The organism is Paenisporosarcina quisquiliarum (assembly GCF_027563315.1).
Taxonomy (GTDB): domain Bacteria; phylum Bacillota; class Bacilli; order Bacillales_A; family Planococcaceae; genus Paenisporosarcina; species Paenisporosarcina quisquiliarum.
In genome coordinates this window covers 15,638-37,197 of record NZ_JAMKBJ010000011.1, presented here as the reverse complement: position 1 = coordinate 37,197, position 21,560 = coordinate 15,638, and the positions used below count along the sequence as shown (strand labels likewise).

General features: G+C 40.5%; 17 protein-coding genes. 1 reads left to right on the top strand and 16 read right to left on the bottom strand.

From position 1 onward, the window contains the following. Positions 1–18 precede the first annotated feature (18 nt). From meaB to M9R32_RS12345, 11 genes are all read right to left on the bottom strand, one after another. A complete protein-coding gene (gene meaB / locus M9R32_RS12395; protein ID WP_269927050.1) occupies positions 19–1,113 on the bottom strand; it encodes a methylmalonyl Co-A mutase-associated GTPase MeaB in 1,095 nt (364 codons plus the stop codon). Further along, positions 1,113–3,266, bottom strand: a complete 2,154-nt coding sequence (gene scpA / locus M9R32_RS12390; RefSeq protein ID WP_269927049.1) for a methylmalonyl-CoA mutase — start codon at positions 3,264–3,266, stop codon at positions 1,113–1,115. Before scpA ends, meaB begins: the two co-directional genes overlap by 1 nt. Then, positions 3,256–4,911, bottom strand: a complete 1,656-nt coding sequence (locus M9R32_RS12385; protein ID WP_269927048.1) for a methylmalonyl-CoA mutase family protein — start codon at positions 4,909–4,911, stop codon at positions 3,256–3,258. The genes scpA and M9R32_RS12385 overlap by 11 nt, the downstream gene beginning before the upstream one ends. A 176-nt stretch (positions 4,912–5,087) precedes the next feature. Next, positions 5,088–6,404 (bottom strand): dihydrolipoamide acetyltransferase family protein, encoded by a 1,317-nt coding sequence (locus M9R32_RS12380; RefSeq protein WP_269927047.1) that lies wholly within the window; start codon positions 6,402–6,404, stop codon positions 5,088–5,090. Between the two features lie 20 nt (positions 6,405–6,424). Next, positions 6,425–7,408, bottom strand: coding sequence for an alpha-ketoacid dehydrogenase subunit beta (locus M9R32_RS12375; RefSeq protein WP_269927046.1), 984 nt, complete (start codon positions 7,406–7,408; stop codon positions 6,425–6,427). Then, positions 7,408–8,418 (bottom strand): thiamine pyrophosphate-dependent dehydrogenase E1 component subunit alpha, encoded by a 1,011-nt coding sequence (locus tag M9R32_RS12370; protein WP_269927045.1) that lies wholly within the window; start codon positions 8,416–8,418, stop codon positions 7,408–7,410. The genes M9R32_RS12375 and M9R32_RS12370 overlap by 1 nt, the downstream gene beginning before the upstream one ends. Positions 8,419–8,447: 29 nt before the next feature. After that, on the bottom strand, positions 8,448–9,878 hold the full coding sequence (lpdA, locus tag M9R32_RS12365) for a dihydrolipoyl dehydrogenase (protein WP_269927044.1): 1,431 nt from the start codon (positions 9,876–9,878) through the stop codon (positions 8,448–8,450). Between the two features lie 16 nt (positions 9,879–9,894). Beyond that, on the bottom strand, positions 9,895–10,983 hold the full coding sequence (gene buk, locus M9R32_RS12360) for a butyrate kinase (protein ID WP_269927043.1): 1,089 nt from the start codon (positions 10,981–10,983) through the stop codon (positions 9,895–9,897). An 80-nt stretch (positions 10,984–11,063) separates the two neighbouring features. After that, the gene (gene bcd / locus M9R32_RS12355; protein ID WP_269927042.1) at positions 11,064–12,158 is read right to left on the bottom strand and encodes a branched-chain amino acid dehydrogenase; all 1,095 of its coding nucleotides are present in this window, start codon (positions 12,156–12,158) and stop codon (positions 11,064–11,066) included. A gap of 30 nt (positions 12,159–12,188) precedes the next feature. Beyond that, positions 12,189–13,094, bottom strand: a complete 906-nt coding sequence (yqiS, locus tag M9R32_RS12350) for a phosphate butyryltransferase (protein ID WP_269927041.1) — start codon at positions 13,092–13,094, stop codon at positions 12,189–12,191. 135 nt (positions 13,095–13,229) lie between these two features. Continuing rightward, positions 13,230–15,281 carry a sigma-54-dependent Fis family transcriptional regulator gene (locus M9R32_RS12345; protein WP_269927040.1) on the bottom strand — a complete coding sequence of 684 codons (2,052 nt, stop codon included), beginning with the start codon at positions 15,279–15,281 and terminating at the stop codon, positions 13,230–13,232. A 307-nt stretch (positions 15,282–15,588) separates the two neighbouring features. Here M9R32_RS12345 and M9R32_RS12340 point away from each other — a divergent pair, with 307 nt between their 5' ends. Beyond that, positions 15,589–15,840, top strand: coding sequence for a DUF2627 domain-containing protein (locus M9R32_RS12340; RefSeq protein ID WP_269927039.1), 252 nt, complete (start codon positions 15,589–15,591; stop codon positions 15,838–15,840). Positions 15,841–15,908: 68 nt separating this feature from the next. On the opposite strand, the gene M9R32_RS12335 is transcribed toward M9R32_RS12340, so the two are convergent. From M9R32_RS12335 to ahrC, 5 genes are all read right to left on the bottom strand, one after another. Beyond that, positions 15,909–16,634, bottom strand: coding sequence for a glycerophosphodiester phosphodiesterase (locus M9R32_RS12335; RefSeq protein ID WP_269927038.1), 726 nt, complete (start codon positions 16,632–16,634; stop codon positions 15,909–15,911). A 128-nt stretch (positions 16,635–16,762) separates the two neighbouring features. Beyond that, positions 16,763–17,554: a sporulation transcription factor Spo0A gene (gene spo0A, locus M9R32_RS12330; protein ID WP_269927037.1), complete on the bottom strand. Its 792-nt coding sequence runs from the start codon at positions 17,552–17,554 to the stop codon at positions 16,763–16,765. Positions 17,555–17,817: 263 nt separating this feature from the next. Next, a complete protein-coding gene (locus M9R32_RS12325; protein WP_269927036.1) occupies positions 17,818–18,744 on the bottom strand; it encodes a SpoIVB peptidase S55 domain-containing protein in 927 nt (308 codons plus the stop codon). 145 nt (positions 18,745–18,889) lie between these two features. Then, positions 18,890–20,584 (bottom strand): DNA repair protein RecN, encoded by a 1,695-nt coding sequence (gene recN / locus M9R32_RS12320; protein WP_269927035.1) that lies wholly within the window; start codon positions 20,582–20,584, stop codon positions 18,890–18,892. A gap of 16 nt (positions 20,585–20,600) precedes the next feature. Next, positions 20,601–21,050, bottom strand: coding sequence for a transcriptional regulator AhrC/ArgR (gene ahrC, locus M9R32_RS12315; protein ID WP_269927108.1), 450 nt, complete (start codon positions 21,048–21,050; stop codon positions 20,601–20,603). Between the last annotated feature and the right edge of the window lie 510 nt (positions 21,051–21,560).

Below are 21,560 nucleotides of genomic sequence, written 5' to 3'. Positions count from 1 at the left end.
TGAATGGTCGCGCAAAATCTATGTTTTCTTCGTGTTTGTAAATAAATGTTCGACAGCGTTTGACACGGTCAAATCACCTTGTAAAATTTCTTTTTCCAGTAATTTCACTTGTGATTTCGTATCTGGGGTTCCGTAAAATTCATCCATTAAGCGATCCATAATCATTGTATGGAACCATTCTTTAGTCTGAGACTGACGGCGTTCACCATATACGCCAGAATCGATCAATGATTCTTTAAAAGAACCGATAACTTCCCACACTTCGCGTATCCCCATCTTTTCAGTCGAAGATACTGGCATTGCTTTGGTCGTCCACCCTGGACTCGCAGGCTGCAAGAAGTGAAGAATTTGCTCATATTCTGCAACCGTTTTTTTCGCCACTTTTGCATTGTCCCCGTCCGCTTTATGCACAATCAATAAATCGGCCAATTCCATAATGCCTTTCTTCATCCCTTGCAGTTCGTCTCCTGCACCTGTCAGAACCAATAACATAAAGAAATCGACCATGCCTCGGACAATCGTTTCACTTTGACCCACACCAACCGTTTCAATCAAAATGACATCGTAACCAGCAGCTTCGCAAAGCAACATCGTTTCGCGCGTTTTTTTGTGAACGCCACCAAGCGTTCCTGCTGAAGGAGAAGGTCGAATGAAGGCATTTTCGTGTCGAACGAGCTCTTCCATTCGGGTTTTATCCCCTAATATACTGCCTCCAGACAGACTCGAACTCGGATCAATGGCGAGGACAGCCACTTTAAATCCTTGGTCACACAAATATTTCCCAAAAGCCTCAATAAATGTACTTTTCCCTGCGCCTGGAACACCGGTGATTCCAATACGAATACTCTTTCCCGTATAAGGCAATAATTCCTGCAATAACTGTTGACCTGTTCGTTTATCTTCCAACACTGTACTTTCAAGCAACGTGATCGCTTTAGCTAAATGGAGCCTGGAACCTTGACGAATTTCACGGGAAAAATCATCGACAGAAATCTCTTTTTTGTGAGATCGTCGAAATTGCTTTCGAGACGTTTGCCCCATGCCGTCATGAGTTGACTTTAATCCGCCCATTACATGCATAGCACTATTCTGCTGGTTCTCTTGACTGTCCATTATTCGCTCACTTCCTCATAACCAAGTCTTCTGTAGATTTCTTCTATAACTTTCCCTGCTGCAACCGGAATGACTGTCCCTGGACCAAATATCGCAGCGGCACCATTTTCACGTAAAAATGCATAATCTTGAGCCGGAATGACGCCCCCGACTACAATCAGAATATCTTCACGATCCATTTTCTTCAGTTCACTTTGTAGTGCAGGTACTAACGTCATATGCCCAGCTGCAAGTGAACTGACTCCGATAACATGTACATCGTTTTCAACCGCTTGTCCCGCTGTTTCTTCAGGTGTTTGGAACAATGGGCCAATATCAACATCAAAACCTAAATCAGCAAAGGCAGTAGCAATGACTTTTGCTCCGCGATCATGTCCGTCCTGCCCCATTTTGGCAATCAAAATCCTTGGACGACGCCCTTCGTTTTCCTTGAAGTCTTCCGTCATATCTTTGACAGCCTGGATTTCCTCTTCATTTGAAAAGTTTGAACTGTATACACCACTCACGGATCGAATCACCGCCTTATGTCGACCTGATACACGTTCAATTGCATCAGAAATTTCGCCTAAAGTAGCACGAACACGTGCAGCTTGAACAGCACATGCCAATAAATTCTCTTCCCCTGTTTCAGCTGCTTTTGTCAGAGCCGTTAAAGCCTTTTGCACGTCATCTTCATTTCGAGTTTGTTTCATTTTTTCGATACGTTCAATTTGTTTTTGACGCACTACAGTATTGTCAATATTCAAGATATCAATTGGTTCTTCTTCAGCCAGTCTGAACTTATTAACACCGATGATGATTTCTTTGCCCGAATCAATCTGCGCCTGTTTTTTAGCGGCTGCTTCTTCGATTTTCATTTTCGGTAATCCCGTTTCAATCGCTTTTGCCATTCCACCTAGATCTTCGATTTCTTCAATCAATGCCCAAGCTTTTTGCATCAATTCATCTGTTAACTTCTCGACAGCATACGAACCGCCCCACGGATCAATTACTTTCGTCATCATCGTTTCTTCCTGCAGGAACAGCTGGGTGTTACGCGCAATACGTGCAGAGAAATCCGTTGGTAACGCAATTGCTTCATCCAATGCGTTCGTATGAAGGGACTGGGTATGACCCATAGCAGAAGCATTGGCTTCAACTAAAGTACGCGTGACATTGTTAAACGGATCTTGCTCCGTTAAACTCCAACCTGACGTTTGCGAATGCGTACGCAGGGCTAGAGATTTCGGATTTTTCGGATCGAATGTTTGCATCATTTGTGCCCAAATTCTTCTTGCTGCACGCATTTTTGCTACTTCCATGAAATAGTTCATGCCAATAGCCCAGAAAAACGACAATCGGGGAGCAAACAAATCAATGTCGATTCCTGCTTTCAAGCCAGTACGGACATATTCCAAACCATCTGCCAATGTATAGGCAAGTTCAATATCTGCAGTGGCACCAGCTTCTTGCATGTGGTACCCAGAAATCGAAATTGAATTGAATTTCGGCATATACTTCGACGTATATTCGAAAATATCCGCGATGATCTTCATCGACATTTTCGGTGGATAAATATATGTGTTACGTACCATGTATTCTTTCAAAATGTCATTTTGAATCGTACCGGTTAATTGCTCATGCGATACTCCCTGCTCTTCAGCTGTCACAATGTAAAAGGCTAAAATCGGCAATACAGCCCCGTTCATTGTCATGGAGACTGACATTCGATCAAGTGGGATACCGTCGAACAATATTTTCATATCTTCTATCGAATCGATTGCTACTCCTGCTTTCCCCACGTCTCCTGTTACACGTTCATGGTCAGAATCGTATCCACGATGGGTCGCCAAATCAAATGCTACAGAAAGCCCTTTCTGTCCCATTGCCAAGTTTCGGCGGTAGAAAGCATTGCTCTCTTCCGCAGTTGAAAAGCCTGCATATTGTCGGACAGTCCATGGACGTGATACATACATCGTAGGATAAGGTCCGCGCGTATTTGGTGCTATACCCGGGAAATCCGTCATGTGATCGAGGTTTTCTATATCTTCTTTAGAATATCTTGAAGCCAGACGAATGCCTTCATTCGTTAAGTAGGATTCGTCAGATGCTTGTGACTCATATTGTTGTGAGACAAATTGGTCCAGCTGAACTTTTTTGAAATCAGGCTTCATTTTCGTGGCCCCCGTTCTTCTTAACATCTATCAATTGCTGCATTTTGGCAATGACATCCTGACCTGCAAAAATAGAACCATTCAGACCTTGTTCACGCCATTGGTTTTCAACCGCATGTCGACCAGCAACATCAATAATTGTAGATAGATCGGCAACTTTTAAGAATTGTGGCAGAATTTCGTTTGTGATTTCATCCTTCGCTGCAAATACCACATATTCCATCTGGTTCGATTTAACCCAATGCCATGCAGCTTGAGCATCTGCAAATACCGGGCTCATAACTGGGTTCAAGCCACCCGCTTGCAGGAATCCCTGGACAAAATCAGCTCTTGGTTTCACGTCTTTCAAAACTCCAAACATCACAACAGCAGTACGTAGAGGTTGTTCACTAAAATAGTTTCGAAGCTGTTCGAAAGGAACCGCTAACCTTTCAATTTCATCATCTGAATGTGTAGTTACGACAGCATCTGTCGGATTAGCATAAACATTCGTTCCAATTAATGAAGCTTTGCGCTTTGCAATTGCCTGAGTTCTGGATGATTGGACATCTCTAGCCAGTGACAGTAAGTAATCTTCTTGATCTGACTGTTTCATTTCAAGCGTTTTCAGGAACAAATCCCATGCTTGGTGAACAAGTTCCGCAGTTAAAGATTCGACATAGTATGAACCTGCCGAAGGATCAATCATCTTATTGACCATGGTCTCTTCACGAATTACCAGTTGTACATTTCGGGCAATTCTCTCTGAAGTTGGTGAACTTCCTGTCAATTCATCATGAGGCACAACCGATATGATATCCGCTCCACCAAGCACTGCTGAAAATGTAGCATTTCCTGCTCTCAGTAGATTGACTGTTGGATCTAATTTTGAATAAGACCTCATAGAAGTATTAGCAAAGACAGAAATCGCATTTTCGTTTTGTTTGTAAGCACTTGAAAACGCTTTCCATAAAACGCGGAATGCACGTAATTTAGCGACTTCCATAAAGAAGTTCGTGTCAATTTCAAATTGTATCGCTACTTTTGATAAATCTGTTTGTTTTTCTGCTTGTTTCGAGAGCACAAGCAATGCATAGGCCAATTCGTGAACGGCCGTTCCACCAGCGTAGTGAATCGTACTCGTTGTTAGTACTGTGTTTAGAGTAGGTGCAGAGACTGGACCATCTAAGTAGCCTACCAGTTCATTTAACTGAAGTTCTGTCATACCGTCAAAAACTTCCATGATTTGATCGTCATTTGCTTTTATCGATAAATGGAATGGATGGTAAGTCAACATTTCAGCCAATTGCTCTAGTTCATTGGCGGTCCAGGACCATGAAGACGATGTGCCTTTATAAACTATCATGTCATTCCCAAGACTTAATTGTTCTTTTGCTTTATGTAAGAAATCTGATGCAGAATTGGCTTTTGTTTTTTGTGCAATTAGCCAATTTGCTTGTTTTTTCGAATGCGAAATCACGGCAGAGTGATTCAATGTTTTTTGTAAATATTCAGCCGTATATAGTGGTTGTAGGTCGATGCCTTCAAATGTTGGAGTAATCAGTTGCTCATACGGCTTTCCTTTTAACGTACGAACAGCTTCTTCTTGCCAATTTTCAAAATTCGCTTTCGGAAAAGATGTCTTTTTCATTTGTTCGATTGTCATGTGGTCGCTTGCGCTTCCCTCCTTCGAAACTGTTGTTCACTCTTAGTCTAACTGAGTTTGGGCTATGATTAAAGCACAAAAAACCCGATGACCGAGAGTTTCGGCATCGGGTTATATTTATGTCCAGTTGCATGCGCCAAGCTGGTGTCTAACTTGAGGTCGCCTTACACTGACTTTTAATAAACTGACGTGTTTTCTTTCGTCATGTTTTCTAAGATTTCTTTCACGCGAGCTAAGAAGCGTCCGCAAACCAAGCCATCCAACACACGGTGATCAAGAGATAAACATAAATTAACCATGTCGCGAGCTGCAATCATACCGCCATCCATAATAACTGGACGTTTGACGATTGATTCTACTTGTAGAATTGCTGCTTGTGGGTAATTGATGATGCCCATTGATTGAATCGAACCGAATGAACCGGTGTTGTTTACTGTGAATGTACCACCTTGCATTTCGTCAGATTTCAATTTACCAGCACGCACTTTGCCTGCCAACTCATTGATTTCACGACCGATGCCTTTGATTGTTTTTTCATCAGCATTTTTAATAACTGGTACGAATAAAGCATCTTCTGTAGCAACAGCGATCGAAATGTTGATGTCTTTTTTCTGTACAATTTTATCGCCAGCCCACATTGAATTCATCATTGGGAATTCTTTTAAAGCTTGAGAAACAGCTTTAACGAAGAATGCGAAATAAGTCACATTGAAGCCTTCTTTTTTCTTGAATTCATTTTTGATGGAATCACGGTATTGAACTAGATTTGTTACGTCTACTTCAATCATTGTCCACGCATGCGGAGCTTCATGTTTACTACGTAACATGTTGGCAGCGATGGCTTTACGAATGCCCGTTACAGGGATTTCGATATCACCTACAGCTACTGGTACATTTACAGGTGCAGCCGCTGGTTTAGCAGCTGGAGCTGTGTTTTGAGCCAGTGCTGCAGTTTCTGCTTTAGGAGCAGCTTGTTCAGCCTTAGCTGTTGGGATATTACCGCTTTCGATTATCGCTAGTAAATCTTTACGAGTGATACGACCTTCATTCCCAGTTCCATCAACAAGTGATAAATCGATGTCGTTTTCTTGAGCAAGTTTTAGTACGGCCGGTGAATAACGTGCTTTCGACCCTTTATCACGTACTGGTGCAGGAGCTGCAGCCTTTTTAGATTCAGCTGCTGGCATTTCAGCTGCTGTTTCTTTTTCAGCAGGAACTTCTTCAGAAGTAGATTCTTCTGAAGTTGCGCCACCTTCTGTCTCGATTGTACAAACAACTGCGCCAACTTCCAAAGTTTGACCTTCAGTTGCGATCAACTCTTTGATCACACCTGTAAATGATGAAGGAATTTCAGCTGTTACTTTATCTGTATTGACTTCAGCTAGTGAATCATACTTGTTCACTTTATCACCCGGTTGGACCAACCATTTTTCAATTGTTCCCTCCGTTACGGATTCACCGAGCTGGGGCATTTTAATTTGTTCGATTGCCAATTGTAACTCCTCCTTTCAGGTTAAAATTCTGCAAGTTCACGCATTGCTTTTTCGACTTTATCTGGATTGATCATAAAGAATTTCTCCATTGTAGGTGCATATGGCATTGCAGGTACATCTGGACCAGCTAAACGTTTGATAGGTGCATCTAAATCAAACAAGCAGTTTTCAGCAATGATCGCTGCAACTTCTCCCATAATGCTACCTTCCATATTATCTTCAGTAACAAGAAGAACTTTTCCTGTTTTTGAAGCCGCTTCAATAATTGCTTCTTTATCTAATGGATAAATTGTACGCAAATCAAGAATGTGAGCTGAAATACCATCTTGCTCCAAACGCTCAGCAGCTTGCAATGCGAAGTGGACAGCAAGACCGTAAGTAATAACAGTGATGTCTTCACCCTCACGTTTTACATCCGCTTTTCCGATTTCGATTGTGTAATCATCTTCAGGCACTTCGCCTTTGATTAAGCGGTAAGCGCGTTTGTGCTCGAAGAACATAACTGGATCTTCATCACGGATTGCTGCTTTCAATAAGCCTTTTGCATCGTATGGTGTTGAAGGAATAACGATTTTCAAACCTGGTTGGTTAGCAAAGATTGCTTCAACAGATTGTGAGTGGTAAAGAGCTCCATGAATTCCCCCACCAAAAGGTGCACGGAATACGATTGGACAAGACCAGTCATTATTTGAACGGTAACGAATACGAGAAGCTTCAGAAATGATTTGGTTAACAGCAGGCATGATGAAATCAGCAAATTGCATTTCTGCAATCGGACGCATTCCATACATTGCTGCACCAATTCCGACACCAGCAATAGCAGATTCTGCTAACGGAGTATCCATCACACGGTGTTCTCCAAATTGATCGTATAAGCCTTGAGTAGCCTTGAACACGCCGCCTTTTTTACCAACGTCTTCACCAAGGACGAATACGTTTTCATCACGTTCCATCTCTTCTTTCATTGCGAGTGTAATCGCGTCAATATAAGACATAACTGCCATTATGCGTTCCCCCCGTCTTTTTCAGCATAGACGTATTTTAAAGCATCTTCAGGTGCAGCATATGGAGCGTTTTCTGCATAATCCGTTGCTTCATTTACTTCTTTCATAATGCGGTCATTCATTTCTTTTTCGAGTTCTTCAGTCAAAATGTTCAATTCTGTCAAATATGCAGCGAATTTTCCGATTGGATCAGCAGCTTGCCCTTCAGCAAGATCTTCTGCAGTACGATATTGACGGTGATCATCATCAGATGAGTGAGCAGTCAAGCGGTGAGATACCGCTTCGATAAGGCTTGGGCCTTCTCCGTTACGTGCACGGTCTGCAGCTTCTTTAACCACTTTATAAACTTCTAAAGGATCCGTTCCATCAACAGTGTATCCAGGCATACCATATCCAATTGCACGGTCTGCAACGTTTTTAGCTGCTACCTGTCTGTCATAAGGTACAGAAATCGCATATTTATTGTTTTCTACCATTGTGATACAAGGCAATTTATGAACACCCGCAAAGTTCAAACCTTCGTGGAAGTCTCCTTGGTTGGATGAACCTTCACCAAGTGTTACGAAAGTGACGAAGTCTTTTTGTTGGATTTTACCAGCTAATGCTACACCAACCGCATGTGGAAGTTGTGTTGTAACAGGAGAAGAACCTGTCAAAATACGATTTTTCTTTTGTCCGAAGTGACCAGGCATTTGACGTCCACCTGAGTTTGGATCTTCCGCTTTTGCAAAAGCAGAAAGCATTAAGTCGCGAGCTGTCATACCGAAGTGTAAAACAACACCCATATCACGGTAATAAGGAGCAATATAATCTTTTGTGTTATCAAGTGCGAAAGCAGCACCTACTTGTGTTGCTTCCTGACCTTGACAAGAAATAACGAAAGGAATTTTCCCTGCGCGGTTCAATAACCACATACGCTCATCCACTCGACGTGCCATAAGCATTGTTTCAAAAATTTTCAGTACGTCATCATTAGATAACCCTAGTTCTTCATGACGATTTTTTGGCATCTGTACATCCCCCTTTTAATCTGTGATTTTTACATGTGAATTGCTTTACCTTCTACTGCCAACGCTGCTTCGCCCATCACTTCTGAAAGTGTTGGATGAGGGTGAATTGTGCTCGCAATTTCCCATGGTGTTGCATCTAGAACCATAGCCAGACCCGCTTCAGAAATCATATCTGTCACGTGCGGTCCAATCATGTGTACACCTAAAATATCATTTGTTTTCTTATCAGCAATAATTTTCACGAAGCCGTCTGATTCACCGTAGACAAGCGCTTTACCGATGGCTTTGAAAGAGAATTTACCAACCTTCACATCAAACCCTTGATCTTTTGCTTGCTGTTGAGTAATTCCAACGCTAGCTGCTTCAGGATTCGAGTAGATACAACGTGAAACCAAATTGTAATCAATCGCGTGCGTTTTTTGGCCAGCAATGTGTTCCACTGCAGTAATTCCTTCATGTGAAGCAACGTGTGCCAACTGTAATCCTCCGATTACATCACCAATTGCATAAATATGTGATTCTTTTGTTTGGAATGTGTCTTTTACTTGGATAAATCCTTTATCGACAACGATATCCGTATTTTCGATTCCAATGCCTTCAACATTCGCTTGACGGCCAACCGATACCAACATTTTCTCAGCAGTAAATGTTTTTGTTTCTCCTTTGAATTCGGCAGAAATCGTTACACTTCCTTCTGCTATTTCCAATGTTTCCGGTAAAACTTTTGCACTTGTTGCAAATGTAATGCCTTTTTTCGCTAATAACTTCTGCATTTCTTTTGAAATGTCAGCGTCTTCCGTAGGAATAATACGATCAGCGTATTCAATGACAGTCACTTCAACACCGAAATCATTCAACATAGAAGCCCATTCAATTCCAATGACACCGCCACCTACGATTAAAATCGATTTCGGCAATTCGGTCATTGCAAGTGCTTCATCGGAACTCATGACATGCGTTCCATCAATTGTTAATCCAGGTAGTGTACGTGGACGTGAACCAGTTGCGATAATGACGTTTTTCGGGATAAGCATTTCATTCTCATCGCCGTTGTTCATTTCAACAGAAACTGTGCCGCCTGGAGATGGTGAAAAGATTGAAGGTCCTAACATTCTGCCTGTACCTTCGTATACATCAATTTTGCCTTTTTTCATCAATCCTTGAACACCTTGATGAAGTTGTGACACGATGCTTTCTTTACGAGCTTGTACACGTGAGAAATCTAAAGAAACTTCTCCAGTATTTACACCAAAGTCAGCTGCATGATTTTTTGTTGTCGAATATACTTCAGCACTGCGAAGTAGAGCTTTGCTTGGAATACAGCCTTTATGTAGACAAGTTCCACCTAAGTTCCCTTTTTCAACAATTGCTGTTTTAAGACCTAATTGAGCCGCGCGGATTGCTGCTACATACCCGCCTGTTCCGCCTCCAAGAATAACGATATCGTAATTGTGAGCCATAACTTTCGGCCTCCTTTTATTTGAGGTTCGGATATACTTTTGCTTGTTCTTCACCGTTCAATACGCGAATGGCCCCTTCAGATAGTGCTTGCAATTCGTTCTCACCAGGCTGGACAACTACATCAGCAATCCAGTTAATGCGTTTTGAAATTGCTTCAACAAAATCTTTGCCATAAGCCAGACCACCCGTCAAAATGATGGCGTCAATCTTACCTTCAAGTACGGCACTTGCTGAGCCGATTTCACGGGCAACTTGGTAAGCCATTGCCTCGTATACAAGTTCAGCTTCTTTGTCGCCTTTTGCAATGCGTTTTTCAACCGCTACAGCATCATTCGTTCCAAGATAGCTAACTAGTCCACCTTGACCGACTAATTTTTTCATAATTTCATGACGATAATATTCCCCTGAGAAACAAAGGTCGATTAAATCGCCTGCAGGAACTGTTCCTGCACGTTCTGGACTGAATGGTCCATCACCATGTAATCCATTATTCACTTCAATTACTCGCCCATTTTCATGAACACCGACTGTTATACCGCCACCCATATGAGTGACAATCAGTCTCATGTCTTCATAGGCTTTGCCGCACTTTTTAGCATATCGTCGTGCAACAGCTTTTTGATTTAATGCATGAAATATCGATTTTCGTTCAATTAACGAGAATCCTGAAATGCGTGCAATCGGAGCCAACTCATCGACGACCACTGGATCGACAATATAAGATGGAATATTTAAACCTGTTGCAATTTCAAATGCTAAAATCCCACCTAAATTGGAAGCGTGTTGACCTGAGTATCCTTTTTTTAAATCTGCTAGCATTGCGTCATTAACCGCATAAGTTCCGCCTTCAATCGGACGAAGGAGCCCGCCTCTGCCACATACAGCAGATAACTTCGAAATATTGATTCCTTCTTCATCCAAAGCTTCTAAAATGGTTTGCTTACGAAATTCATATTGATCAATGATAGAAGAAAATTGTCCAATTTCCTCGGAAGAGTGTCGGATCGTTTTTTCCATCAATAATACATCGTTTTCAAAAACACCAATTTTTGTAGATGTGGAACCCGGGTTGATGACAAGAATGCGATATGAATGTTCTTGCACAATGATTCCTCCCAAAAATGTCTTTAAAGATAAGAACAGATACAACCATAAATGAAAGTATCTGCTCTTACTTTTTTATATTAACGTCCGCTTAAGATATGTTTTCCGTTTTGTAAGAATTGGCTGCGTGATTTACCAACGCGAGCAATACGTTCTTCAGCTAAACGGTCAGCTGCTACGTATGTTGGAATTCCTTGTGTACGTGAAATTTCCATTACTTTTGCAATGTTGTCGTAAACTGTTTCTACACGTTTCATTGCACGTTCACGGTTGTAACCGTTCAACTCATCAGCAACGTTAATTACGCCACCAGCGTTGATTACATAATCAGGTGCGTATACGATACCAAGTTCGTGTAACTGATCACCATGTTTTGTTTCTTTTAATTGGTTGTTAGCTGCTCCAGCAACAACTTTTGCTTTCAATTGAGGAATTGTTTCGTCGTTAATAATTGCGCCTAGTGCACATGGAGCAAAGATGTCTACATCTTGTGAGTAGATTTCATCTGTATTCACAGCAATAGCACCGAATTCTTCAACAACGCGATCAACTGCTGCTTTATTGATATCCGTAACAATCAATTTCGCGCCTTCTTCGTGTAAGTGACGGCATAAGTTATATGCAACGTTACCAACACCTTGAACTGCAATGCGTTTGCCTTCTAGTGAATCGCTACCGAATGCTTCCATTGCAGCAGCTTTCATTCCACGGTAAACACCGTATGCTGTTACTGGAGATGGGTTACCTGAAGAACCAAATGCAGGTGAGATTCCAGTTACGTAGTTCGTTTCTTCATGGATTAAATCCATATCCGCTACAGTTGTACCAACATCTTCTGCAGTGATGTATCGACCATTTAAGCCTTGGATGAAACGACCGAACGCACGGAACATTTCTTCGTTTTTATCTTTTAATGGATCACCGATAATTACCGTTTTACCACCGCCAAGGTTTAATCCAGCTGCTGCATTTTTATACGTCATACCTTTTGCAAGGCGAAGTGCATCTTCAATAGCATCTTCTTCAGAAGCATAAGTCCACATACGAGTACCACCAAGTGCAGGCCCTAATGTTGTATCATGAATTGCGATAATTGCTTTTAGACCAGAAGTTTTATCTTGGCAGAATACCAATTGTTCGTAATCATAAGTCTCCATATATTTAAAAATTTCCATTTTAAATTCCTCCTTTGATTTGGTCGTACCTTAATTCTTAGATGTACAAATTGCTAATGCTAACGAGTTTAATTTACTCTCCGCACTGTCAGACCGAGAAGTCAGGACAATTGGAGCTTTTGCTCCTACTATCACTGCGCCAACTTTTGCACGGGCAAAATAGACAAGTGACTTGTATAAAATATTTCCGGACTCAATATTCGGCACAAGCAGAATATCCGCTTGTCCAGCGTGCGGACCAGTTAAACCTTTGTGATGAGCTGCCTCAACTGAGATTGCATTATCAAGGGCAACCGGACCATCAATTACACAGCCCTTAATTTGTCCTCTTATATTCATCGCCACCAAAGCGGCTGCATCCAGAGTCGGTTGCATCGATGGGTTTACCGTTTCAACCGCTGCCAATGGCGCAACGACTGGTGTTTCGACACCCACTGCGTGAGCTACTTTAACAGCATTTTGCACAATTTGTGCTTTTTGCTGTAAATCAGGTGCAATGTTCATAGCGGCATCCGTTACGAAAATCAAACGATCAAAACCATTTATCTCAAAAGCTGCAACATGTGAAAGCACACTTCCAGTTCTGAGTCCGAAATCCGGATTCAACACAGCTTTAAGAATCACAGCTGTTGGAATATGACCTTTCATTAATACATTCGCTTCATTCAAATGGACAGCTTTGACTGCCGCAATCGCTGCTTGTTGATCATCTTTTACATGTTGTGTGTAAATTTTTGGATGATGCAACAAGTGGGGATAGTGCATGACCATCATTTCTTTTAATTTGTGTTCATCATCATAAAGTCGAAAACTTGCCATATCTTGTTCAATGGCCAAGTTAACCGCTTCTAGTACTTCCAAGCTAGCAGCAGATGCAACCGCAACCACATTATCGTCGGAAGACGAAGCTTGTCGGATTAAATCGTTTAGATTCAATGGAATCACCTCAACATTCATAATTTAAGCATAAAAAGTACCTTGATAACAATCGTGAAAACGCTTTATTTGGCAAGAATTCGTACTTTTAGGTATGCAAATGATTGCAAACCATGCAATTTATTGCACACAATACTATTCAAGCCCATATTTTTCTAATTTATAGTATAAAGTTCGAAGCGAGATACCTAAATGTTTGGCGGTTTTTGATTTGTTTCCCTTTGCCATTTCCATCGTGGAAGAAAGAATTTCTTTTTCCATACGTTCCATTTGGTCAGCAAGTGGCAGGATTTCCTGCGCAGGTTTGCTGGCGTCAGGTTCCTGATGTTTTAACATGGACAATGGCAAGTGATGATCATCCAAAATGGATTCAGTCGGCTTCATGAATATCATGCCCCTGCTTATGATATTCTCCAGTTCGCGTACATTTCCTGGCCAGGAGTAAACAATCAGTCTTTGTAAAGCTACTTCGGATATACCTTCGACATTTCGACCATATTCCTGGTTAAGCTTCACCAATAAACGCTCAGCAATTGCCGGGATATCCTGTTTGTGGTTTCTTAGTGGAGGAATTTGTATCGGCATTCGATTTAATCGATAATATAAATCTTCCCTGAACTTTCCTTCAAGCATCGCTTTTTCCATATGTATATTGGTTGCAGCGATAACTCTTACATCAATATGAATTGATTTCGTTCCACCAACGCGGACAATTTCATTTTCTTGCAGGACGCGAAGTAACTTCGCTTGCGTATTACTTGAAAGTTCACCGATTTCATCCAAAAAGATGCTGCCATGATTGGCTTCTTCAAATAGTCCTCTTTTGCCACCTTGTTTTGCTCCCACAAAAGCTCCTTCTTCATAGCCAAACAATTCACTCTCAAGCAAATGTTCGGCAATAGCCGCGCAATTTACACGAATGAACTTATTGTATTTCCGATCACTCGAACTATGAATTGCATGGGCAAAAAGTTCTTTTCCAGTTCCCGATTCTCCACGTAATAGAACGGTAACCGGTGTTTTCGCTGCCAATTTAGCTTGTTCAATCGAAATGCGCATTTCATGTGAATCACCGATGATATCATCAAAAGTATACTTCGATTCCAAAGTACGAATGATGCTTCGTGCACGATCCAGTTCTTTCATCAGTGAACTGATTTCCGTCATATCGTGAATAACACCTACACTGCCTTTCAATCGATTGTTGACGATAATCGGCGCAACATTAACAATGACTTCTCTCTTTAAAGGGCCAACTCGCATATTGACTCCGCGAATCGGTTTACGTGTCTGCAATACTTTTAAATGCATACTCTCCCCTTCGCTAATATCTGCAGTGGCTGGTTTCCCTATAATATCGTCCGTTTGCAAACCTGTTATTCTTGTATAGGCTGGATTAATCAAAAGACCTTTACCTTCTTCATCCACAACAGAGATTGCATCGTCACTGGACTGAATAATGGCTTGAAGCATGGTCTGAATTTCTTTTAGATTGGTTATTTCCCCTGCTAAATTTACGACTTCCGTAATGTCTTTGAATACGGAAAACGCACCAATACGTTCACCTTTTTCATCTATGACAGGAAATCTTGAAGTGACAATTTTCGTGCCATTGCTTAGGATTAATTCACGATTGACTTCCGTTCGACCCGTCTCAAAAATACGGGGTAACTCACTGGAAGGAATCACTTCATAAATCGGTTTGCCCAATGCTCGGTCCATTGAAATATCCGTCATGCGTTCAGCACTTTTGTTGAAGAAATTGACGTATCCTCTGGCATCAATACCAATCATGCCTTCTTCAATCGAATTAAAAATTAATTGTTGCTTATGGGTTTCCTCGCGGATTGTCTGAATAAAATGGTCCTTCTCCCGCAACAATCGAATCAACATATTCGCTACCGCTCCAGGTATTAACACGGTACGGGCAGGACGTGCCTTTAAAAGTTCCTCGAAGACCTCAGGCTGGCCAGTTAAATCAAAAATCATATGTAACTCTTCTGTTAAATAGGGCTTCCACTCGGCACTTGCCGGAATGTTATTCTCCTTGGCAATCTGAATGGCTGGTGCTTGTTCATTAATATCTACTACTCGCTTAACACAAAAAAATTCAGCTGATAGTAATAGCTTTAAAATCGCAGTACCACCTACGCCGCCACCAATTATTAAAACATTTTGCAAAGACATTCAAATCCCTCTTTCATCCTGTGCAATCTATTGCAAAAGCTCCTTTTATCATACCTTATCGACAAGTGTGAAGCAACGATTTCGCGGCTAGGAAATTGGAACGAACTTTTGATTTCATGTTAAACTATAATAGATTATTATTTCTTCGTTATGCTATTTTCTATTGTATAATTGTTTAGCCTGTTAGTCCGACATGGTCTAGCAAGCTTGGGTCTACATCTTCGTGGGTTCAAATTTCTCGCTAAATTATTGCAAATCGATAGAACAAATATCAGAAGCCAATCACAACAGCAGGAGATGAATACTATTGGTACGAATGTTAGCCTTTCTTGTATTATTGATTCCCGGTTTAATGGCGGCCGGAGGAATTAAACTTATACGCGATACCATTTTCGGTAAATTAATTGGTCCTATCCCATTTTTATGGTTACAGTTACTGATCGGCATTGTTTTATTAGTTATTGGTTTTGGATTTTTCGCAGGTTTCTTATTGCATAGAGACCGAAAAAATGGAAAAGTGCAAGCAAAATTCGCTAAAGAAAAACCTAAAAAACTGTAGAACATATAGTTTTATAGAAAGTCCCGCAAACGTTAAGTTCCATAAAAAAAGGAATCCCGAGTTCGAACTCAGGATTCCTTTTTTAATTGTTTCATTAATACTTTATCTGGATAGTCCGTAATCCACCCTAATACGACCGGGTGCGGATCAACTAAATATTTTTCGTTCCCATCAATTCCGTAAAACCGTAATGGCATGTTCGATTTAAAGGCCAAATCGAGTTTTTTCTGATTGTAGTGCCTTTTATGCATATGAAGCGCATCAGCTGCAGTCAACCGACCGAGTTCTTCCCAATTTGTTTTTTTCGTCCCGATATAAGCTGTCTGTAACATCGGATTACATTTTTTAATTCGTTCTAGTAACTCATAATGAAAAGACGAAAAATGAATGTTCAAATGAGTGTACGAACGTTTGAACAGAAGATCAATTTGTTCAGGTGCATTCAAAAAAGTCTCTTTCAACTCTACATTAAGAGCAAGTTCATTTTTTGCAGCAAATGCCAATACTTCTTCAAAAGTTTGAATAGAATCCCCATTTACCAAACGCCAAAAAGAGGTTCCTAATTTTAATTTCTTAACTTCTTCATAATACATTGACGAAACATTTTTTCGAATTTTAGCTAACCGCCAAAAGTCCAAATCATGAGTAACAATGGGTACTAAATCTTTTGTTAACTGTAAATCAATTTCTAACCCATCCGCTCCCAGTTCAATCGCTTTTGTAAAAGCGGCAGATGAATTTTCAAGTGCGTATGCAGATGCACCTCGATGTGCATATATCGGAACTCTCATCATCTATCGTCAACACCTTGTCTATATGTATAGTTTTTATTTACCCTCTCTTCCCTAATATATGCATCTTTTTCCATAGAACTGGGGCAAAAAAACACAGATGCCAAAAAAACGACATCTGTGTTTTAAAATTAACTAGCCATATTTTCCAAACGAATTTTGTCCGCGATCATCGCAATGAACTCAGAGTTTGTTGGTTTGCTCTTCAAATGATGCACTGTATAACCGAAAGTTTTGGAGATAGATTCATAGTTTCCACGATTCCAAGCCACTTCAATCGCGTGACGGATTGCACGTTCTACTCGGGAAGACGTTGTATTAAATTTAATTGCAATCTCTGGGTAGAGGACTTTTGTAATCGATCCCAATAATTCGATATCTTCATAGACCATGTGAATAGCTTCGCGCAAGTATGCGTAGCCTTTAATATGAGCCGGTACACCAATTTCTTTAATGACTGCCGTGATTGTTGTATCAATCATTTTTTGATTCACTTTCGGCTGCGGTTGGCTTTGCAGAATGCTTGTGCGTGGTGCACTTTCTGTTTTGTGGCCAGCCACTTGAAGTATTTGATTAACCAAGCGATCAAATTCAAATGGTTTTAGCATAAAGTAGGAAGCACCTAATTCCACTGCTTGTTTCATTACATCTTCTTGACCGAAAGCTGTCAGCATAATTACTTGCACTTTTGCAAGGTTTTCATTTGACTGCATCATTTCAAGTACTGCCAAACCATCTAAGTGCGGCATGATAATATCAAGTAACAATACGTCTGGTAACTCATTTTCCATCATGCTAAGTATCACTTTTCCATTTGGAGCAGTTGTAATTACTTCGATTTGAGGGTGACTCGACAAATAGGACTCAAGAGTTTTCACTAATTCTTTGTTATCATCTGCGATTGCGACCTTTATTTTTTCCAATGGTATTTCCCACTTAAAACGTCTCTTGCGAACATGGTTGTTTGTTACACGGCACATTCTACCAATTTCACACTGCAAAGTTAATTCGACATTTACAACGCAATCCCTTTAATGATTTAAAAAACGAGTACTTAGTTGGATGATTTAGACAATTTTCGTCTATTGTCAAGTTTTTCTAACAAAATGTCGAATAATCGTTACATACATCATAAACAATAACGCAAAAAAATACCACACTTTTTACAGTGTGGTAAAAAATTTTATCATGGATGTTTTTTCATCATCTCTTGGATTGGGATGGCTGCTCCTTTAACAGGATTATCCACCACCATATGTGTGATGGCTCCAGCAAATTTCCCATTTTGTATAATTGGAGAACCACTCATCCCTTGGAGAATTCCGCCGGTCTTTTTAATCAGTTCCTGATCTGTGACGATGAACTGAAATGTTGTTTCTTCGACTTTTATGATTTCGATATCATAAGCTTGAACATCATTTCCATCGATTGCCGTAAACAACTCCGCACTACCCTTTTTTATATTTCTGGCAGTCAGCGTCGGAATTGCGTCTCCTTGTTGCATATCAGATTCAAGCAATTCCCCAAAAACACCATAAACCGTGTTTTGTTTTACATTGCCTGCCTGAACATGAACAGCTGCCTGTTTGGCAATTTTGTATCCTGGATTACCAGGCGTGCTTTTGTGTATTCGGGCAATTTCAGATAAGAAAATCGTTCCACCCAAAAATGGCGGAGGTTGTGAAATTTGTTGATCCACTATTTGGTGCCCAAGAGCTCCATATTCCTTGGTTTTTGGGTCAACGTAAGTGATGGTTCCAATACCTTCGGTGTGATCACGAATGAAAGGAAGCATACTTTCCAACTTATCTGTTGATACTAATACAGATTTTCTTTTATTTTCACGAAGGATTTCGATGGATACTTGCTCTTCATTTACATTTTTGCTTAATTTTTTCCAATCGGCAATAGAGCCGATGGTTTTTTCATTTAAAGAAATTACTTGGTCTCCACTTTTGAACCACCATTTATCATTGATTAGAACGTCATGAACAAATGTTGGTTTTTCTAATTTTAATTGCACACCTATAGACTGTCCAAGCGGGATTAAAGCATTGTCATTCTTCTCGGCCAACGAATGAGCTGGTAGCAAAAGCAAGAATCCCAAAAACATGGTTACAATCCTTTTATTCGCAACACATCGCATATTTCACCTCCGTTTAACAGGATGTTCTTACTATGTGTCTGAACCGCATTGTTATGAACGGTAAATTTTCGAAAAAAAAAAGCACATGCTGTAGCAGCAGTGCTTGACGATTTTATACATGCGATATTTTTTTTCGTTGCTCTGCAATTGATAATAATTCACTGGCATGTTCCAGCGTCAACGAAGTAATTTCAGCACCGGACATCATACGACTTAACTCTTGGACGCGGTCTTTTCCAGTTACTGCCGTTAACTTCGTCATCGTCCGTTCGCCCATAACTTGTTTCTCAATTAATAATTGCTGATCAGCCATCGCAGCAACTTGAGGCAAATGCGTAATACACAATACTTGTGAAGAACGGGAAATGTTAGCTATTTTTTCAGCAATTGCCTGAGCAACCCTTCCGCTTACACCTGTGTCCACTTCATCGAAAATGATAGAAGTAATTCCTTGGTGTTTTGAAAAAATCCCTTTTAGGGCAAGCATCATTCTTGATAGCTCTCCGCCCGAAGCAATTTTTGATATCGGTTTTGCAGGTTCCCCTACATTTGTTGACATATAGAAAGATACATCATCTTTTCCGTTTTTATCAAAAACGTTCGTAGATTTGAAAATTACTTCAAAAGTAGCTTTTTCCATAAATAATTCACGAAGCTGTACAACTATAGCTTCGCTCAGTTTTTTTGCTGCTTTTTTTCTGATTAGCGTTAGTTCTTTAGATTCAACTTCCAAGTCTTTTTCCACCTGATCTAACGCTTTTTGACGTTGCTGAATGCGTTCATCTCTATTCACAAGAGCATCCAGTTCATCACCTATCTTCTGTCGGTATAAAAGAATTTCTTCTATAGAATTCCCGTATTTTCTTTTTAATGATTGAATCGCAGCTAATCTTTCTTCAATGACATTTAACCGTTCTTCATCAAATTCCGATTCGTCCATCTCATTTTTCAGTTGATAGGACAATTCCTGGAGTGAATAGAAAGAATTTGATACAAGTTCTGCTTGCTCTTTATACGATTCATCAAATGAAGCAATGTCTTCAAGTTCGCTCATGGCATTTCCGATCCAATCTAAACCTTTTGACTCCCCATTCAAAGCTTCGTATGCAGCAGAAATACGTTCAAATGTCTTGTGGTAATTTTGAAACTTCTTACGTTCCATTTGGAGTTCTTCGTCTTCATTTTCAATTAATTGCATGGCATCAATTTCATTGATCTGATATTGATACAAATCAATTCTTTGGGCAATTTGCTGTTCATTGTCACTGACTGAAGCTAATTCTTTTTTCAACTTTATGTATCTTTGATAAAGACCATTGTAACTTTCTTTTGCTCGGTGTATTTTACTTCCTGCAAATTGATCAAGCAAGGAAATATGTAAACGCTCATCCATCAATTCCTGGCTTTCGTGTTGTCCATGTATATCAATCAATGACCCGCCAATTTCTCTCAAAATCGCAATAGTAACTAATTTCCCATTGACCCGGCAAACACTTTTACCATGATCGTTAATATCTCTACGTAAAATTACAGAATCATCATCTGCTTCAATTCCGACATCCTGCAGTTTCTGAAAAACAGGATGCTGAGCATTCTGTATGAAAAACAATCCTTCAAGCTCTGCTTTTTTTGCTCCGTGTCGAATAAATTCCTGCGAACCTCTTCCACCGGCCAGTAAGTGAACAGCGTCAATAATGATCGATTTTCCTGCCCCTGTTTCGCCGGTTAGAACCGTCAAACCATCAGAAAAGCTCACTGATACTTCTTCAATTATGGCAAAGTTTTTTATTGATAATTCTTTTAGCACAATGAATCACCTCTTTTTAAAGCATTTCAAGTAATCTTGTCCGAATGATATCTCGCTCGTCGGTATCTTTGCAAATGATTAAACATGTGTCATCTCCACAGATCGTCCCAAGTATTTCTTTCCAATCCAAGTGATCGATTAAAGAGCCAATTGCATGGGCATTCCCTGGCAACGTTTTCATTACAAGAAAATGACTTGCACCGTCGATACTTACAAAAGCATCCGTTAATGCACGATGCAGTTTTTGCATCGGGTTAAATCGTTGATCAGCCGGCAGGCTATATTTATAACGTCCGTCCTGTAAAGGAACTTTGACTAAGTGAAGTTCCTTAATGTCTCTGGAAACAGTAGCTTGCGTTACATTGTATCCGGCATTTTTCAGAATCTCTACTAAATCATCTTGAGTTTCAATTTCATGATTCGAAATAATGTCGCGAATCCGTATATGTCTTTGCCCCTTGTTCATCATATGGTCACTCCTAAAAATGAATAATTATGCTTAATTATTAATATCGTACCATTTACTGGTCTTGCGTACAAGAAAAACACGGCCTACAAAGTAGGCCGTGTCAGATTGACGATAAAAGATTATTAATAATAATTACAGTATAAAAAAGTCGGATTCTATTCTTTACCCTAGATCAAAATAAGAAGGTGGTCGGCTATTTATTTCGCTTTCCGCGGACGTAACGCCAGCCTCCTCGGCTCAGTTGTCTATGACAACTGAGCCTGTGGGGTCTAGCTTGTTCCGTTTTTTCCGCAGGAGTCTTCAGAAATAGCCGACCACTTTTCCTACTCCTAAATAAATATTATGAAAGAGAAACACTGCTAAAAGCGATTTCTGTTGATTGGAGTGGAGGCGGCGACTTCAGCGGGAACAGCACGAGTTGAAGGCCCCGCAGGAACGAAGTGACGAGGAGACTGAAACCGTGCCCGCGAAACGCGTCCGCCGCAAAGGAAATCAACATTTGCATGC

What these genes read in the sequence shown, in the direction of transcription:
- meaB (WP_269927050.1), bottom strand. Translation starts at nt 1,113, where the DNA reads ATGGACAGTCAAGAGAACCAGCAGAATAGTGCTATGCATGTAATGGGC.
- lpdA (WP_269927044.1), bottom strand. Translation starts at nt 9,878, where the DNA reads ATGGCTCACAATTACGATATCGTTATTCTTGGAGGCGGAACAGGCGGG.
- M9R32_RS12375 (WP_269927046.1), bottom strand. Translation starts at nt 7,408, where the DNA reads ATGGCAGTTATGTCTTATATTGACGCGATTACACTCGCAATGAAAGAA.
- M9R32_RS12325 (WP_269927036.1), bottom strand. Translation starts at nt 18,744, where the DNA reads ATGTTTTTGGGATTCTTGCTTTTGCTACCAGCTCATTCGTTGGCCGAG.
- M9R32_RS12335 (WP_269927038.1), bottom strand. Translation starts at nt 16,634, where the DNA reads ATGATGAGAGTTCCGATATATGCACATCGAGGTGCATCTGCATACGCA.
- bcd (WP_269927042.1), bottom strand. Translation starts at nt 12,158, where the DNA reads ATGGAAATTTTTAAATATATGGAGACTTATGATTACGAACAATTGGTA.
- M9R32_RS12370 (WP_269927045.1), bottom strand. Translation starts at nt 8,418, where the DNA reads ATGCCAAAAAATCGTCATGAAGAACTAGGGTTATCTAATGATGACGTA.
- M9R32_RS12385 (WP_269927048.1), bottom strand. Translation starts at nt 4,911, where the DNA reads ATGACAATCGAACAAATGAAAAAGACATCTTTTCCGAAAGCGAATTTT.
- scpA (WP_269927049.1), bottom strand. Translation starts at nt 3,266, where the DNA reads ATGAAGCCTGATTTCAAAAAAGTTCAGCTGGACCAATTTGTCTCACAA.
- ahrC (WP_269927108.1), bottom strand. Translation starts at nt 21,050, where the DNA reads ATGAACAAGGGGCAAAGACATATACGGATTCGCGACATTATTTCGAAT.
- M9R32_RS12345 (WP_269927040.1), bottom strand. Translation starts at nt 15,281, where the DNA reads ATGTCTTTGCAAAATGTTTTAATAATTGGTGGCGGCGTAGGTGGTACT.